Annotated in this window: 9 protein-coding genes, 3 tRNA genes and 2 rRNA genes; 12 read left to right on the top strand and 2 right to left on the bottom strand. The window is 39.5% G+C overall.

Annotated features, from left to right (window positions below):
- Positions 1–18 precede the first annotated feature (18 nt).
- From EG342_RS08245 to metF, 4 genes are all read left to right on the top strand, one after another.
- Positions 19–1,029, top strand: a complete 1,011-nt coding sequence (locus EG342_RS08245) for a homocysteine S-methyltransferase family protein (RefSeq protein ID WP_103289235.1) — start codon at positions 19–21, stop codon at positions 1,027–1,029.
- A gap of 83 nt (positions 1,030–1,112) precedes the next feature.
- A complete protein-coding gene (locus tag EG342_RS08250; protein WP_103289236.1) occupies positions 1,113–2,204 on the top strand; it encodes a fatty acid desaturase family protein in 1,092 nt (363 codons plus the stop codon).
- A gap of 1 nt (position 2,205) precedes the next feature.
- Positions 2,206–4,866 carry a methionine synthase gene (gene metH / locus EG342_RS08255; RefSeq protein ID WP_103289237.1) on the top strand — a complete coding sequence of 887 codons (2,661 nt, stop codon included), beginning with the start codon at positions 2,206–2,208 and terminating at the stop codon, positions 4,864–4,866.
- 8 nt (positions 4,867–4,874) lie between these two features.
- Positions 4,875–5,834, top strand: a complete 960-nt coding sequence (metF, locus tag EG342_RS08260) for a methylenetetrahydrofolate reductase [NAD(P)H] (RefSeq protein WP_103289238.1) — start codon at positions 4,875–4,877, stop codon at positions 5,832–5,834.
- 75 nt (positions 5,835–5,909) lie between these two features.
- On the opposite strand, the gene EG342_RS08265 is transcribed toward metF, so the two are convergent.
- The gene (locus tag EG342_RS08265) at positions 5,910–6,596 is read right to left on the bottom strand and encodes a hypothetical protein (protein WP_103289239.1); all 687 of its coding nucleotides are present in this window, start codon (positions 6,594–6,596) and stop codon (positions 5,910–5,912) included.
- Between the two features lie 109 nt (positions 6,597–6,705).
- A complete protein-coding gene (locus EG342_RS08270) occupies positions 6,706–7,857 on the bottom strand; it encodes a hypothetical protein (RefSeq protein ID WP_103289240.1) in 1,152 nt (383 codons plus the stop codon).
- A 102-nt stretch (positions 7,858–7,959) separates the two neighbouring features.
- Between EG342_RS08270 and folE the strand changes: the two genes are divergently transcribed.
- The 8 genes from folE (at position 7,960) to EG342_RS08310 (ending at position 17,348) form a co-directional block, all read left to right on the top strand.
- Positions 7,960–8,625, top strand: a complete 666-nt coding sequence (gene folE, locus EG342_RS08275; protein ID WP_045490962.1) for a GTP cyclohydrolase I FolE — start codon at positions 7,960–7,962, stop codon at positions 8,623–8,625.
- Between the two features lie 2 nt (positions 8,626–8,627).
- Positions 8,628–9,059, top strand: coding sequence for a DinB family protein (locus EG342_RS08280; protein ID WP_103289241.1), 432 nt, complete (start codon positions 8,628–8,630; stop codon positions 9,057–9,059).
- Between the two features lie 123 nt (positions 9,060–9,182).
- A complete protein-coding gene (gene cysS, locus EG342_RS08285) occupies positions 9,183–10,649 on the top strand; it encodes a cysteine--tRNA ligase (protein WP_103289242.1) in 1,467 nt (488 codons plus the stop codon).
- A 1,653-nt stretch (positions 10,650–12,302) separates the two neighbouring features.
- Positions 12,303–13,819: ribosomal RNA gene (locus EG342_RS08295) — 16S ribosomal RNA — on the top strand.
- A 197-nt stretch (positions 13,820–14,016) separates the two neighbouring features.
- Positions 14,017–14,090 (top strand) — tRNA-Ile (locus tag EG342_RS08300).
- 89 nt (positions 14,091–14,179) lie between these two features.
- Positions 14,180–14,253, top strand: a tRNA-Ala gene (locus EG342_RS08305).
- 52 nt (positions 14,254–14,305) lie between these two features.
- A tRNA-OTHER gene (locus EG342_RS25115) sits at positions 14,306–14,378 on the top strand.
- A gap of 203 nt (positions 14,379–14,581) precedes the next feature.
- Positions 14,582–17,348, top strand: a 23S ribosomal RNA gene (locus tag EG342_RS08310).
- Together the 16S and 23S rRNA genes with 3 tRNA genes alongside form the textbook arrangement of a ribosomal RNA operon.
- Positions 17,349–17,383 lie beyond the last annotated feature (35 nt).

Raw genomic sequence — 17,383 nt, forward strand, 5'->3', positions numbered from 1 at the left:
TTCATCAACATCAGAGATATGACAAATATAGAATCACTCAACAAAGCCCTCAAAGAACGCATCCTCGTGCTGGACGGAGCCATGGGAACAATGCTTCAGAGATATAAATTTGAGGAAGAAGATTACCGTGGGGAACGTTTCAAAGACTGGGAACATCCGGTAAAGGGAAATAATGATTTACTTTCTCTTACTCAGCCTTATGCTATTGAAGAAGTTCACAAGAAATACCTGGAAGCAGGGGCTGATATTATTGAAACGAATACGTTTTCCGGAACTACCATTGCTATGGCAGATTACCATATGGAAGAACTGGTATATGAACTGAACTATGAATCTGCAAAGATCGCCAGAAAAGCCTGTGACGAGTATACAGCAAAGAATCCGGATAAACCGAGATTTGTAGCGGGATCTATTGGACCTACCAACAGAACGGCAAGCTTAAGTCCGGATGTGAATGATCCCGGATACAGAGCGATTACTTTTGAAGAATTAAGAGTTGCTTACAAACAGCAGTGCGAAGCTTTGCTGGATGGTGGTTCAGACATCCTTTTAGTCGAAACAATCTTTGATACTTTAAATGCCAAGGCAGCTTTATTCGCCATTGATGAACTGCAGGACGAAAGAGGAATTAAAATCCCGATCATGGTTTCAGGAACTATTACCGATGCATCAGGCAGAACATTGAGTGGACAAACCGCTGAAGCTTTTCTGATCTCAGTTTCTCACCTGAATTTATTAAGTGTTGGGTTCAACTGTGCATTAGGAGCAGATCAGCTGACTCCCTATCTGGAAACATTGGCCCACAATTCAGATTTCTATGTGTCAGCATATCCGAATGCCGGTTTACCGAATGCTTTCGGAAAATACGACGAAACTCCGGAAGACATGGCCAGACAGATCAAAGAATATGTAGAAAAAGGATTAATCAATATTATCGGAGGATGTTGCGGAACAACTCCTGAGCATATAAAGGCAATTGCCGATTTGGTGGAAAAGTATACCCCAAGAAAATTGAAGGAATTTGTGTGATTTGATAGATTTTTTTAATTAAAATCAAGAATGAAGGCTGGCTTATAAATATTAACTTTAAGTAAACCATAAAATTTAATGTTATGGAAAAGCCAAGTTACTTAAAAGATTCAGATGATGTAAAACTGTTTAATGAGCTGAGAAAGAAAGTGAACCAACGAATAGAAGCAATTCCTGAAAACAGGGACATCTATATCCGGATCAAGGCAATTCTGCTGCCACTGATATATATTGGTTTCTACCTCTTTGCTGTTTTTAATGCAGAGAAACATTGGGTATATATACTGAGTTTTGTTTTGATGGGAATCTTTCTCGTTTTAATTTATTTAAACTTAATTCATGAAGCTGCCCACAACAACATCTATAAAAGTAAGAAACTGAACGGGCTTATTTTACACATTTTTGATTTTATAGGTGCCAATTCCTATATCTGGAAAAAAAGACATATCGCCAGCCACCATGCTTATCCCAATGTGAATGGATGGGATACAGACATTGAGCAGAGTGGTTTGCTGTTAATAGTACCTTGGATTAAGGCTAAAGGAATACAGAAGTATCAGGATAAATTTTTCTTTTTAGTATATCCGTTGTATTTGTTCAACTGGATGTTTATTAGAGATTTTAGAGACTTTTTTGATAAAGAAAGAGTGATTTTAAAAACACAGGGTAAGGTACCTGTTATAGAAAAAGTAAAAATGATAAGTTATAAGCTATTCTATTTTTTTTATCAGATGGTGATTCCTGTTGTGTTCTTTAAAGTATCAATAGGGTTGGCTTTGGGAGCCTGGTTTTTACAGGTAATTGCAGCAAGTATTTTTGCATTGTTTGTTTTATTGCCTTTGCATCCGCTTCCTGATAATGCCTTTCCGAAATTAAACAAAGAAAACGGACTTCCATTCAGTTGGCTTCGTCATCAGTTGGAAGTAACCAATGATTTAAAAGAAAATAACTGGTTTGTAAGAAATGTATTGGGGAATTTTAATTTTCATGTAGCCCATCATTTATTTCCAAACTACAGTTATATGTATTACAGTGAAATTACAGAGGAAATAGAAGAATTTGCTAAAGAACATGATTTGGCATACAAAAGATTTCCACTGATTACAGCTTTAAGCAAGCACAGGGATTTATTAAGGCAGAATGCCCATAATGCCTACTATATTTTAGAAGAATAAAATGAAGTATTTAAGATTATCAGGCCTTGAGCCTCTTATCATAACCCCGGAGAGTAATTTCATCAATGTTGGTGAAAGGACAAACGTTGCCGGCTCCAAAAAATTTTTAAGACTGATCAAAGAGGAAAAATTCTCTGACGCATTAGATATCGCCCGCCATCAGGTAGAAGGTGGAGCTCAGATTTTAGATGTTAACTTCGATGACGGATTGATTGATGGAAAAGCATCCATGATCAAATTCCTGAATTTAATTGCTTCTGAACCTGATATTGCCAGAATTCCAATCATGGTAGATTCTTCAAAATGGGAAATTCTGGAGGCTGGTCTTCAGGTAGCTCAGGGAAAATGTGTGGTGAATTCCATCAGCTTAAAAGAAGGTGAAGAAGAATTTATCAAACATGCAAAAGCTATCAAGAGATATGGTGCAGCAGTCATTGTCATGGCATTTGATGAGGTAGGGCAGGCAGATAATCTTGAACGTAGAATTGAGATTTCAAAACGGTCTTATGATATCTTGGTTAATCGACTTGGCTTCCCGGCAGAAGATATTATTTTCGATTTAAATATTTTCCCGGTTGCAACAGGAATGGATGAGCACAGAAAGAATGCCATCGATTTTATCGAAGCCACACGCTGGGTAAGACAAAATCTTCCTTATGCCTCAGTGAGTGGGGGAGTAAGCAATGTTTCTTTCTCGTTCCGTGGAAATGATACCGTAAGAGAAGCAATGCATTCGGTTTTCCTTTACCATGCTATACAGGCTGGAATGAACATCGGAATTGTAAACCCTGCGATGCTGGAAGTCTATGATGAAATTAATAAAGAACTGCTGGAGCTTGTAGAAGATGTAATCCTGGATAAAAGAGAAGATGCTACAGAACGACTTCTTGATTATTCTGAAAAACATAAATCAGTCAAAAAAGAAAAGACTGAAGATCTGGAATGGAGGAAAAATCCATTACAGGAAAGAATTACTTATGCTTTGGTAAAAGGTATTGACCGTTTTATTGAAGAAGATGTGGAAGAAGCAAGACAGGTTGCCGCAAAACCCCTTCATGTTATTGAAATCAATCTGATGACCGGAATGGGCGTTGTGGGAGATTTATTCGGAAGTGGAAAGATGTTCCTGCCACAGGTAGTAAAGTCTGCAAGAGTAATGAAAAAAGCAGTCGCTTATTTACAGCCTTATATTGAAGCAGAAAAAGATGGATCAAGACCTGCCAATGGAAAAATACTGATGGCTACGGTAAAAGGTGATGTTCATGATATCGGAAAAAATATTGTGAGTGTAGTGCTAGGCTGTAACAATTATGAAATTGTGGATTTGGGAGTAATGGTTCCTGCTGAAAAGATTATTCAGACGGCCATTGCCGAAAAAGTAGATGTCATTGGATTAAGTGGATTGATTACACCAAGTCTGGATGAAATGGTTTACATCGCTTCAGAATTAGAAAGACAAAATTTAGATTTTCCTTTACTGATCGGAGGTGCAACAACTTCAAAAGCACATACCGCAGTGAAAATCGATTTAAAATATAAAAATGCGGTCGTTCACGTGAATGATGCCTCAAGAGCGGTAAATGTAGTGAGTTCATTATTGGGAGACAGAAATAAAGAATATGTTTCCGATTTGAAGAACGACTATTCAGATTTCAGAGAGAAATTTTTGAACAGACAGGTAGATAAAGACTATGTTTCCATTCAAGAAGCAAGAGAAAATCGTTTTAAAGTAGATTGGGAAAACGAAGAAATATTTACACCCAATAACTTAGGAATCACTGTAATTGAAAATCAGGATTTAAGAGAATTATTACCCTTCGTCGACTGGTCTCCGTTCTTCAGAAGCTGGGATCTCCATGGGAAATACCCGAATATCTTAGAAGATGAGGTTGTAGGTGTACAGGCAAAAGAGCTCTTTAAAGATGCACAGGTTATCTTAAAGAGAATTCTGGATGAAAAGCTTTTAACAGCAAAAGCAATCTTCGGGATCTTTAAAGCAAACTCCAATGAAACGGATGATATTCTGATTTTTGATGAAAACAATAACGAGCAAGCTAAATTCTTAACCCTAAGACAGCAGGCTCAAAGATCAAAAGGAAAAGATTATCTGGCATTAAGCGATTTCATTGCACCAAAAAGTTCAGGAAAAACTGATTATATGGGAGCATTTTGTGTAACCACAGGTTTCGGAACAGATGAGTTGGCAGCAGAATATGAAAAGGCCAATGATGACTATAATGCGATCATGGTAAAAGCACTGGCAGACCGTTTTGCAGAAGCCTACGCCGAATTTTTACATAAAAAAGTAAGAACAGAATATTGGGGCTATGCCGTTCAGGAAGAACTAAGCAATGAAGAATTGATTGCTGAAAAATATAAAGGAATCCGTCCCGCACCGGGATATCCGGCTTGTCCTGACCATTTGGAAAAACATGCGATCTGGGATTTATTGAAAGTTGAAGAAAATATCGGAGTTTATTTGACAGAAAGTTTGGCCATGTTCCCGACAGCAGCTGTTTCAGGATATTATTTCGGAAGCCCGTATGCCAAATACTTTGGTTTAGGGAAGATAGCAGAAGATCAATTAAAAGAATACTCAGAGAGAAAAGGAATTTCTTTACAGGAAGCAAGAAAGTGGCTGTCACCAAATTTAGCAGATTAAAATTAGACATGAAGATAACAGAACACATTAAAAATGCAAACGGAAAAACTTTATTCTCCTTAGAAGTGGTTCCGCCACAAAAGGGGATAGGTATTGAAGATCTATATACAAACATAGATCCGTTGATGGAATTCAAGCCGCCATTCATTGATGTTACCACTTCAAGAGAAGAATATATTTATTTAGACAAGGGAAATGGCTTGATGGAACGTCGCATCACAAGAATGCGTCCCGGAACATTGGGAATCTGTGCTGCTATTCAACATAAATATAACGTAGATACCGTACCTCACTTGCTTTGCGGTGGTTTTACAAAAGAAGAAACCGAATATCTTCTGGTAGACTGTATGTACCTTGGAATAGAAAATGTAATGGCCTTAAGAGGGGATGCAATGAAAGGTCACCAGTATTTTGAACCTACACAAGGCGGACATCCCAGTGCTATGGATTTGGTGAACCAGATTAATAACCTGGGAAGAGGAAAATACCTGCATAACGAAGAACAGGCTTGTGATGAATTAAATAAATTCTGTATCGGAGTTGCCGGTTACCCTGAAAAACATATGGAAGCGCCGTCCATGAATTATGATTTGAAATGGCTGAAAGAAAAAGTAGATGCCGGAGCAGACTATATCGTTACCCAAATGTTTTTTGACAATAAAAAGTACATTGAATTCGTTCAAAAAGCCAGAGAGATGGGAATAACGGTTCCTATTATTCCGGGAATTAAACCTATTGCAACAAAAAGACATTTAAAATTGTTACCACAGGTATTTAAAATTGATCTGCCGGAAGATCTGATCAATGAAGTAGAAAATGCTAAAAATAACGAAGCCGTAAAACAAATCGGAGTAGAATGGTCAATTGCTCAGTGCAAAGAACTTCTGGATTTTGGAGTTCCCGTTCTGCACTTTTACTCGATGGGAAAGAGTGATAATATTAAAAAAGTAGCTGGAGAGCTATTCTAATAAAAGTACCAAAATGAAGGAAGCCCTGCTATTTACTAGTAGGGCTTTTATTTTAACAAAAATCAATAGTCTAGATTATGACTTACTGTTTAGGAAATTAATTAGTTTAATTAAATCTTCTTGTTTGTCCAATCTCGTTTTATTTGCATTGAAATATGTTTCTAGCTCATTTTTTCTTTCTGGAAGCCCTTTAATAATATCTTTCGTAGCTTTGGTATTTTTCACAAAGCCATTAGGTGTTTTGATATAGTACACCGGATCTAAACTTTTAAATGAAGCTGGTCTGTCTGTAGCATAAGAATTTGCTGCTGGAGCTGCATCTATGAATTTAGTTCTAATTTTTTTATATAAGCCATATTTACCATCTACTATTTCAAAAAAGTATCCGGATAGATCATCTCCAGTATCTAACTTTACTATTATTTCTTTTGAATTTGTAAATGTAATTTTATTAAAAGTGCCATTTTTAGGAAGAACAAAAGTTTTATCATCTTTCTGAACCTCTACTTCATCTGTAAAAGCATTGTATCTGACAAGGGCTGTCTCTTCAGTGCCTGAAAATTTAGCAGGATTGTAGCCCTTTCCATAATATGGTGTACCGGCGATCTCATCATAAGTAAGACTCTTGCCACCATTAGAAGAATTTACTTTATTAAAAATTGCATTACCTTGTAGTAGTCCTGATCCATTATTAGATAAGGAAAATTGAGCATATGTCAATATTGATGATGTAAATAAAATACAAATAATAATCTTTTTCATCTTTTGTGTTATTTTTAAATTTATTACTCGAATTTACAAATAAAAAGCCAATTACTAATGGCTTGTGTGGTTATTTTTAAATAAAATTAAAATGTTCTTAATCATAATTTTATATGGGTTGATGTCTCTCAAACTCCCTATCCCGATCAAACAAATACCGGTACGTAGCCAGTTTCCTTGTGACCGTAGTATCAAGAGCTTCGGCAATCTTGATCATCTTAGGGTTAAAATCACCAATCCACTGAAGCTCAGTAACCGTAAAATCCGTATGTTTTCTCAAATGCTGGGTGCCTTCCCAAATCATGTATCCGTCAATTCCTTTCTTCTGCCATTCCGGTACTATCCCAAACACAAGACCTACCATTTTTTCGTTCTTTTTAAATTGTTTTAGCAACAGAAATTTAAGTTTTTCAAAAAGACCGAATTTTCCATTTAAATATTTAAACCACTGATTAAGATCCGGAATGTTGATCCACATCGCAATAGGTTTTTCATTTTCGTAGACAAACCATGAAATGTGCTCGTTGATGATAGGTTTCATGGTGATAAACATTTTTAAAACTTTCTTTTCATCCAGCTGTTTTCCTTCCCCATGTGAAGCCCACGCTTTATTGTAAATTGCTGTAAAATCTTTTGCAAATTTTTCCAGATTATTCTTTTTCATAGGTCGGGCGGATATCGCAGGATTTCTTCTGTTTTTTTCATGCGCAATCCTGAAAACCCGTGACACTTCAGCAAAAATGGGTCTTGTGAAACACAGCTGCTCAAAATAGATTTGAAAACCATAACTTTCAAAAAGCTCCTTGTAGTAAGGTAAATTGTAATTCATCCCAAACAAAGGTTCCTCAAATCCCTCAATCAAAAGACCCCAGAATTTGTCTCTTTCTCCAAAATTGATAGGCCCATCCATCGCTTCCATACCTCTTTCCTGAAGCCAGTTCTTACAATGATCAAAAATAAAATCAGCAGTGTCCTGATCATGAATGCAATCAAAAAAACCTATCCCTCCAGTGGGTTGCTTTTGTTTATAATTATTGTTAATAAAAACAGCTACTTTACCTACCGTTTTACCATCCTTTTTAAATAGAAACCTTTTACATTCACCTTTCTTAAAAAACTTATTTTTTTGAGGATCAAAAATTTCTTCAATATGCTTATTTAAAGGACGTATATAATTCTTGTCGTTTCGATGGAGTTGTGCTGGGAATTCCAGAAATTCGTTCTTTTGATTTTCGTTTTGTACTTCTTCAACAATAATCATAGGTTTTTTAATCAGAGTAGGTTATAAAAGATCATATTTTTCATTCAATTTTAAAATAGATGAATAAATATTATCCGTATTTTTGCTGCAAATTAAATAAAAATGGTTGATTTTACCGATAACGACGATGATATTTTCACAGGAAAAGAACATACGCCTATAAGAGAAGATGCTTTTGATAAATCGCCACAGGAAAAAATTGAAAAAATCACCGAACTTTTCGGAGAGATTATGGAAACACTGGGCCTGGATATGACGGATGATTCTCTAAAAGATTCCCCAAAACGTGTTGCCAAAATGTACGTCAATGAGATTTTTGGTGGGCTTCTCCCTGAAAATAAACCGGGGATCTCTACTTTTTCCAATAAATACAAATACCGCCAGATGTTGGTGGAAAAAGATATTACCGTATATTCCTTTTGTGAACACCACTTTTTGCCGATTATAGGAAGAGCACATGTTGCTTACATCTCAAATGGTGAGGTAATCGGACTTTCAAAAATTAACAGAATTGTGGATTATTACGCAAAAAGACCACAAGTTCAGGAAAGGTTAACAATGCAGATTGTAGAAGCTCTGAAAGAAGCTTTAGGCACAAAAAATGTAGCCTGTATCATTGATGCTAAGCACCTTTGTGTAAACTGCAGAGGAATTAAAGATACTGCAAGCTCTACAATTACTGCCGAATTAAGCGGAATATTCAGAACGAATCCTATTACAAGACAGGAATTCTTACATTATGTAGGAAGCCATGCAAAGCTGGATTAATCATGAACTACCAGATCCTTAAAAATATTATTGATACAGAACTTCAGAGATTTCAAAACATTTCTGAAGAAGAATGGAACTATAAAGCAAGCTCTGAAAAATGGTCGAAAAAAGAAATTATAGGACATCTTTGTGACAGTGCTTTTACAAATATCCGTAGATTTGTAGTCACTCAGTATAAAGAGAACGAAAATATTATATATGATCAGGATGCCTGGGTAAAAGCCCAGAACTATCAGAATGTTCCTACTTCAGATCTGATTGGTCTGTGGAAAATGCTGAATTATCAGGTTGTCCAAATTGTTGAAAATATTCCGGACGAAGCGCTGCAAAGAACTTGCGATACCACCAAAACAAAACCTCAGGTTTTTACATTGGAATTTATTATCAACGATTATGTAGATCATATGAAGCATCATTTAAAAGCGATTTAATTATGATAAAATTTAAAAAAGTTTCAAATAAAATTTTCATCACAACGATCATTTGTTGTGACAGAATATTATTTTAACTAATTTTTGAATCTTAAAACTATTGAATCTTTTAATAAAAAATAAATGCAATTAAAAATATATAACTCGCTTACAGCAGAAAAAGAAATATTCAAACCTATTTTAGAAGGAAACGTAGGAATGTACGTCTGTGGACCTACCGTATACAGTAATGTTCACCTGGGAAATGTCAGAACTTTCCTTTCCTTTGATTTTATCTACCGTACCTTAATGCATTTAGGGTATAAAGTACGATATGTAAGAAATATTACCGATGCCGGGCACCTTACCGATGATGGTAACGTAGATAACGACCGATTCGTGAAGCAAACCAGACTTGAAAAGCTGGAACCCATGGAAATCGTGCAAAAATATACCGTAGACTTTCACAAAGTTCTTGATATGTTTAATCTGCTTCCCCCCAATATTGAACCTACAGCTACAGGACATATTGTAGAACAGATCGAGCTTACTCAAAAATTGATAGATACAGGTTTTGCCTACGAAAGCAATGGTTCAGTGTACTTCGATGTATTAGAGTACAATAAAAGAGGGTTAAACTACGGCGAACTTTCAAAACGTAATATAGAAGAACTTTTCGCCAATACCCGCGACCTTGATGGGCAGGGGGAGAAGAAGAATCCTCAGGATTTTGCCCTGTGGAAAAAAGCATCTCCGGCTCACATTATGAGATGGAATTCTCCTTGGGGAGAAGGTTTCCCTGGATGGCACCTGGAATGTACTGCCATGAGTACTAAATATTTAGGTGAAACATTCGATATTCATGGAGGAGGAATGGACTTGAAATTCCCACACCATGAATGTGAAATAGCTCAAGGAAAAGCTTGCAATGGAGCTGCACCGGTACATTACTGGATGCATGCCAATATGTTGACGATGAATTCTCAGCGTATGAGTAAATCTACAGGAAATTATATCCTTCCGATGCAATTGGTAACAGGGGATAATGACTTCTTTGAAAAACCTTTCCATCCGACAATTGTACGTTTCTGCTTCCTGCAGGCACATTACAGAAGTGTTTTAGATATTTCCAATGATGCGATGATTGCCAGTGAAAAAGGATTTATCCGATTGATGGAAGCAGTAAAAGTATTAAACTCAGTTACTCCTGATGACAATAAAGAATCTGGTTTCAGCCTTAAAGAATGGAAGAATAAAGCCTATGAAGCCTTAACAGATGATTTCAACTCTCCAATCCTTATCGCCCACTTATTTGAAGCAGTAAAATATATTTTTGCTTTAAATGATGGTAAAGAAACAATCTCAACAGAAGATCTTCAAGATTTAACAACAACATTGAATGCCTTTATCTTTGATGTCTTAGGATTACAAACGGTAGAAGAAAACAATAATGAAAAGCTTGATCAGACCTTAAAAGTTTTGATTGAACTGAGAAATCAGGCCAGAAAATCCAAAAACTTTGACCTTTCAGACCAGATCAGAGACAAGCTCCTTGCTGAAGGTATCGAATTAAAAGACGGAAGAGACGGAACATCCTATGTTCTGAATTAGAAAATATAAATTCACTTTATAATCATTCCGTAGGAATCCTCAATATGCAGGACTCTTACGGAATGTTTTTTTTATACACTTCTATAAAAAAGGATTTCATATTTTGAAACTGTGCACGTAAACTCCCGCATTTTCTATACTCAAATCTTCACACGCAAACCTTCGAACTCCATCACTCTCCAACTCTCTCACTCTCGAATCCTCTTACTTTCAAACCCATTCAGGAGCTTTCTCCCGCTATCCACTCATACTCCTCGCGCCAGTGCTGTCATCCTGAGCGTAGCCGAAGGATCCAACGCTTGCTGCGGGGTACCCGTTGCTATCGGGGCTAGGGGTATGAGTAATAAGTAATAAGTAATAAGTAATAAGTAATGCTGTATTATGTAATACCACTTGGTTACTTTATTTTCTTTCAACTCTCTACTTTCCATTCTCCATTTTCAATAATATAAGTTATGATAAGATTAGGGTGACTTCAATTTGTTATTCTCATTATTATTCCGATATAAACTCTCTTTTGTCATCTCGCAGAGATCCAGGCTGCGTTATCCACAAATCGGTTAATTCAGTTAAAGCGATATTATCAATAGCAACGGGCTAAAGCCTGTTGTACAAATAATCAGTCCTTCCATCGGCTTTAGCCCAAACCTAAAAAACATCTCCAGACGTATCACCCCAATCTTTGTCATCTCGCAGAGATCCAGGCTGCGTTATTCTATTTTAAATTAAAAGGGCATGTTTTATTTCCAGAACCTGGATCCCTCCGGGATGACAACTATAGGTTTATCTCAAAAACAACGATGATAACAAAGAATAGAATACCCATATAAATACAGAATGATAATTCCTTCACATTAATAAAACGCTCCGCCATCAATAGGAGTGGGCTTTAGCCCACTCTCATCATAAATCATATTCCCCTGGCTTTAGCCCAAACGTATTTCAAAATGATTTTTGAAAACTGCACCACATTATATATATGGCATATCTTCCATTACCCATTACCCATTACCCATTACCCATTACCCATTACCCATTACCCATTACTCATAATAGAAAACTCCCCAGACCCTCATTTTCCCTCCCACTCTCCAACGCTCTGACACTTCCACCTGATCCTTCAAACATTTGTTTAAAATTTTTCTTCTTGCCTACCAGTACTTTACCTTTAAATATTACGGAAAAGTAAATTTTATGTTAAATAAAGTTGCGTGGTATGATGGAAGTTTCTATCTTTGCCCCACTGAAAAACGAAAGATATTCGGTAAGCGCAGAAGGGCTTTTAGATAAGCATAAACATTAAGATCTACGAAAGAAACGAGACGAAAAAAAACTTTTACTTTTTAATAAAAAAGGTTGCGAGTTAAAATAAAGTTAGTATCTTTGCAGTCCCAATTAAGGGAGCGCAGGAGTAGATAGATTGAGGGTTAGAGAGGAATTAAGGTTACAAAATAAACTTTAAAATTTTCTTCAAAAACATTTGGTCATTAAGAAATAAAGTTTTACTTTTGCACTCGCAAATACGGAGCGCCACTGACAGAAGAGAGTGCTTCGTTGAAAAGCGAAAGACAAGAAGTTCATTGAAATATAATATAACAACCAAGTAAGGAAAAACTAAAGCGTTAAAAAACTTTGAGTGAGTCAGACAAACATACAATGGAGAGTTTGATCCTGGCTCAGGATGAACGCTAGCGGGAGGCCTAACACATGCAAGCCGAGCGGTAGAGATTCTTCGGAATCTTGAGAGCGGCGTACGGGTGCGGAACACGTGTGCAACCTGCCTTTATCTGGGGGATAGCCTTTCGAAAGGAAGATTAATACCCCATAATATATTGAATGGCATCATTTGATATTGAAAACTCCGGTGGATAGAGATGGGCACGCGCAAGATTAGATAGTTGGTGAGGTAACGGCTCACCAAGTCTACGATCTTTAGGGGGCCTGAGAGGGTGATCCCCCACACTGGTACTGAGACACGGACCAGACTCCTACGGGAGGCAGCAGTGAGGAATATTGGACAATGGGTGAGAGCCTGATCCAGCCATCCCGCGTGAAGGACGACGGCCCTATGGGTTGTAAACTTCTTTTGTATAGGGATAAACCTACTCTCGTGAGAGTAGCTGAAGGTACTATACGAATAAGCACCGGCTAACTCCGTGCCAGCAGCCGCGGTAATACGGAGGGTGCAAGCGTTATCCGGATTTATTGGGTTTAAAGGGTCCGTAGGCGGATCTGTAAGTCAGTGGTGAAATCTCACAGCTTAACTGTGAAACTGCCATTGATACTGCAGGTCTTGAGTGTTGTTGAAGTAGCTGGAATAAGTAGTGTAGCGGTGAAATGCATAGATATTACTTAGAACACCAATTGCGAAGGCAGGTTACTAAGCAACAACTGACGCTGATGGACGAAAGCGTGGGGAGCGAACAGGATTAGATACCCTGGTAGTCCACGCCGTAAACGATGCTAACTCGTTTTTGGGCTTTCGGGTTCAGAGACTAAGCGAAAGTGATAAGTTAGCCACCTGGGGAGTACGTTCGCAAGAATGAAACTCAAAGGAATTGACGGGGGCCCGCACAAGCGGTGGATTATGTGGTTTAATTCGATGATACGCGAGGAACCTTACCAAGGCTTAAATGGGAAATGACAGGTTTAGAAATAGACTTTTCTTCGGACATTTTTCAAGGTGCTGCATGGTTGTCGTCAGCTCGTGCCGTGAGGTGTTAGGTTAAGTCCTGCAACGAGCGCAACCCCTGTCACTAGTTGCCATCATTAAGTTGGGGACTCTAGTGAGACTGCCTACGCAAGTAGAGAGGAAGGTGGGGATGACGTCAAATCATCACGGCCCTTACGCCTTGGGCCACACACGTAATACAATGGCCAGTACAGAGGGCAGCTACACAGCGATGTGATGCAAATCTCGAAAGCTGGTCTCAGTTCGGATTGGAGTCTGCAACTCGACTCTATGAAGCTGGAATCGCTAGTAATCGCGCATCAGCCATGGCGCGGTGAATACGTTCCCGGGCCTTGTACACACCGCCCGTCAAGCCATGGAAGTCTGGGGTACCTGAAGTCGGTGACCGTAATAGGAGCTGCCTAGGGTAAAACAGGTAACTAGGGCTAAGTCGTAACAAGGTAGCCGTACCGGAAGGTGCGGCTGGAACATCTCATTTTAGAGCGTCTTTTAGACGATAAACAAAATTAGTATCTTAGGATACAAGTACTTACTTAAAGTAAAGCTTTAGTTTTTTGTTTGGTTGATTATATAAAAAAATACAACACCCACTAGAAATTAGTATTAGGGAAAGAGATTGAGCAATGCAGAGGAAGAAGGAATTACTTATTACTCATCATTCATTACTCATAACAAAGTCTCGTAGCTCAGCTGGTTAGAGCGCTACACTGATAATGTAGAGGTCGGCAGTTCGAGCCTGCCCGAGACTACTAATTTTGAGTACAGGAGTTTGAGAGTATAAGAGCATAAGAGTTAACACTTAAACGCTCCAACACACTCACTCACCAACTCGACTAGAGGGGAATTAGCTCAGCTGGCTAGAGCGCCTGCCTTGCACGCAGGAGGTCAAGGGTTCGACTCCCTTATTCTCCACATAGTTACAGTAATGTAACAAGAATAGAAGATATTTATAAAATAAAACACAGGATTTTAGCCGATAGGGGCTAGAGCGTCCCGATTCATCGGGAAGGTCAAGGGTTCGACTCCCTTATTCTCCACAGTTTTGAAAGCTTAATTTAAAAGTTACGGATAGAGCCAAAAACAATATCTGTTCATTAAGCTGACAAGAAGACATTAAGATCATTGACATTAACGGTAAAGACATCACAAAGAGATAACCGAGCACTTTCGAGTGCCGAGTTTATAAAAATATCGATAAATTAAATTTTATCAAAAAATACTGAACTAATTTAATATTAGGAAAGAAATCGTTAAGGGCGTATGGCGGATGCCTAGGCTTTCAGAGGCGACGAAGGACGTGGTAAGCTGCGAAAAGCTGCGGGGATTGGCACACACGAATTGATCCGCAGATGTCCGAATGGGGCAACCCGGCATGTTGAAGACATGTCACTCTAAATTTATTTAGAGAGCAAACCCGGAGAACTGAAACATCTAAGTACCCGGAGGAAAAGAAATCGAAGAGATTCCGTAAGTAGTGGCGAGCGAAAGCGGATTAGCCCAAAAGCTGATATATGTTTAATAGAATGTTCTGGAAAGAACGGCCGTAGAGGGTGATAGCCCCGTATATGAAAGGCATATTTGAGTGATAAATGAGTAGGGCGGGACACGTGAAATCCTGTCTGAATATGGGGGGACCATCCTCCAAGGCTAAATACTCCTGAAAGACCGATAGTGAACAAGTACTGTGAAGGAAAGGTGAAAAGCACTTCGAATAGAAGGGTGAAATAGAACCTGAAACCGTACGCCTACAAGCGGTCGGAGCACCTATATGGTGTGACGGCGTGCCTTTTGCATAATGAGCCTACGAGTTAATTTTACTAGCGAGGTTAAGGTATTAAGTACCGGAGCCGGAGCGAAAGCGAGTCTGAATAGGGCGTATAGTTAGTAGGATTAGACGCGAAACCTTGTGATCTACCCATGGGCAGGTTGAAGCTCTGGTAACACAGAGTGGAGGACCGAACCGGTTGACGTTGAAAAGTCTTCGGATGACCTGTGGGTAGGGGTGAAAGGCCAATCAAACTGGGAGATAGCTCGTACTCTCCGAAATGCATTTAGGTGCAGCGTCGTATATAAGTTTATTAGAGGTAGAGCTACTGATTGGATGCGGGGGAGTCAAATCCTACCAATTCCTGACAAACTCCGAATGCTAATAAATGTTCTACGGCAGTGAGGGCATGGGTGCTAAGGTCCATGTCCGAGAGGGAAAGAACCCAGACCAACAGCTAAGGTCCCCAAATATATGTTAAGTTGAAGCAACGCGGTTGGACTGCATTGACAGCTAGGATGTTGGCTTGGAAGCAGCCATTCATTTAAAGAGTGCGTAACAGCTCACTAGTCGAGCGGTCCGGCATGGATAATAATCGGGCATAAACATATTACCGAAGCTATGGATTTGTATCTTAGGGATACATCTGGTAGGAGAGCATTCTATTTGCGCCGAAGCAGTACTGTGAGGTATTGTGGAGCGGATAGAAAAGAAAATGTAGGCATAAGTAACGATAAAGGGGGCGAGAAACCCCCTCACCGAAAGACTAAGGTTTCCTCAGCCATGCTAATCAGCTGAGGGTTAGTCGGGACCTAACGCGAACCCGAAAGGGGTAGTGGATGGACAATGGGTTAATATTCCCATACTTGCTCACACTAAAAAGGGGACGGAGTGCCGTACTTACTGGAGACTGACGGAATAGTCAAGGCCTAGCCTTCGGGCGAAGCTGCTGTAGGGAAAGTGCTTCCAAGAAAAGCCGAAGTGAAGCAACCCGTACCAAAACCGACACAGGTAGTCGAGGAGAGAATCCTAAGGTGCTAGAGTGAATCATGGTTAAGGAACTAGGCAAAATAGTCTCGTAACTTCGGGAGAAGAGACGCCATCAGCAATGGTGGCCGCAGTAAAGAGGCCCAGGCGACTGTTTATCAAAAACACAGGACTCTGCAAAATCGAAAGATGCAGTATAGGGTCTGACACCTGCCCGGTGCTGGAAGGTTAAGGAAGGTGCTTAGGGTTAAACCGAAGGCATTAACTGAAGCCCCAGTAAACGGCGGCCGTAACTATAACGGTCCTAAGGTAGCGAAATTCCTTGTCGGGTAAGTTCCGACCTGCACGAATGGTGTAACGATCTGGGCACTGTCTCAACCATGAGCTCTGTGAAATTGTAGTCTCGGTGAAGATGCCGAGTACCCGCAATGGGACGAAAAGACCCTGTGAACCTTTACTATAACTTCGTATTGACTTTGAGTAAGTAATGTGTAGGATAGGTGGGAGGCTGTGAAGCGGGCACGCTAGTGTTTGTGGAGCCAACGTTGAAATACCACCCTTTACTTACTTGGAGCCTAACTTCCTTTGGGAAGGACATTGCGTGGTGGGTAGTTTGACTGGGGTGGTCGCCTCCAAAAGAGTAACGGAGGCTTTCAAAGGTACCCTCAGCACGCTTGGTAACCGTGCGTAGAGTGTAATGGCATAAGGGTGCTTGACTGTGAGACCTACAAGTCGATCAGGTGCGAAAGCAGGACATAGTGATCCGGTGGTTCCGTATGGAAGGGCCATCGCTCATAGGATAAAAGGTACTCCGGGGATAACAGGCTAGTCTCCCCCAAGAGCTCACATCGACGGGGAGGTTCGGCACCTCGATGTCGGCTCGTCACATCCTGGGGCTGGAGAAGGTCCCAAGGGTTGGGCTGTTCGCCCATTAAAGTGGCACGCGAGCTGGGTTCAGAACGTCGTGAGACAGTTCGGTCTCTATCTATTGCGGGCGTTAGATGTTTGAGAGGGCTTGATTCTAGTACGAGAGGACCGAATTGAACAAACCTCTGGTGTATCAGTTGTACCGCCAGGTGCACTGCTGAGTAGCTACGTTTGGAAGAGATAAGCACTGAAGGCATATAAGTGCGAAACTCGCCTCAAGATGAGACATCTTTTAAGGGTCGTGGGAGATGACCACGTTGATAGGCTATAGGTGTAAAGACAGTAATGTCATAGCCGAGTAGTACTAATTACCCGTAGATTTATAGCCTGATATGGTGCTACGAAAGTGCAGCAAGGTTAGCT

This window comes from Chryseobacterium lactis (assembly GCF_003815875.1).
GTDB classification, from domain to species: domain Bacteria; phylum Bacteroidota; class Bacteroidia; order Flavobacteriales; family Weeksellaceae; genus Chryseobacterium; species Chryseobacterium lactis.

Bases quoted from the DNA above. Each gene is read 5' to 3' on its own strand.
- EG342_RS08280 (WP_103289241.1), top strand. From the start codon at position 8,628: ATGAACTACCAGATCCTTAAAAATATTATTGATACAGAACTTCAGAGA.
- EG342_RS08265 (WP_103289239.1), bottom strand. From the start codon at position 6,596: ATGAAAAAGATTATTATTTGTATTTTATTTACATCATCAATATTGACA.
- cysS (WP_103289242.1), top strand. From the start codon at position 9,183: ATGCAATTAAAAATATATAACTCGCTTACAGCAGAAAAAGAAATATTC.
- metH (WP_103289237.1), top strand. From the start codon at position 2,206: ATGAAGTATTTAAGATTATCAGGCCTTGAGCCTCTTATCATAACCCCG.
- EG342_RS08270 (WP_103289240.1), bottom strand. From the start codon at position 7,857: ATGATTATTGTTGAAGAAGTACAAAACGAAAATCAAAAGAACGAATTT.
- EG342_RS08245 (WP_103289235.1), top strand. From the start codon at position 19: ATGACAAATATAGAATCACTCAACAAAGCCCTCAAAGAACGCATCCTC.
- folE (WP_045490962.1), top strand. From the start codon at position 7,960: ATGGTTGATTTTACCGATAACGACGATGATATTTTCACAGGAAAAGAA.
- metF (WP_103289238.1), top strand. From the start codon at position 4,875: ATGAAGATAACAGAACACATTAAAAATGCAAACGGAAAAACTTTATTC.
- EG342_RS08250 (WP_103289236.1), top strand. From the start codon at position 1,113: ATGGAAAAGCCAAGTTACTTAAAAGATTCAGATGATGTAAAACTGTTT.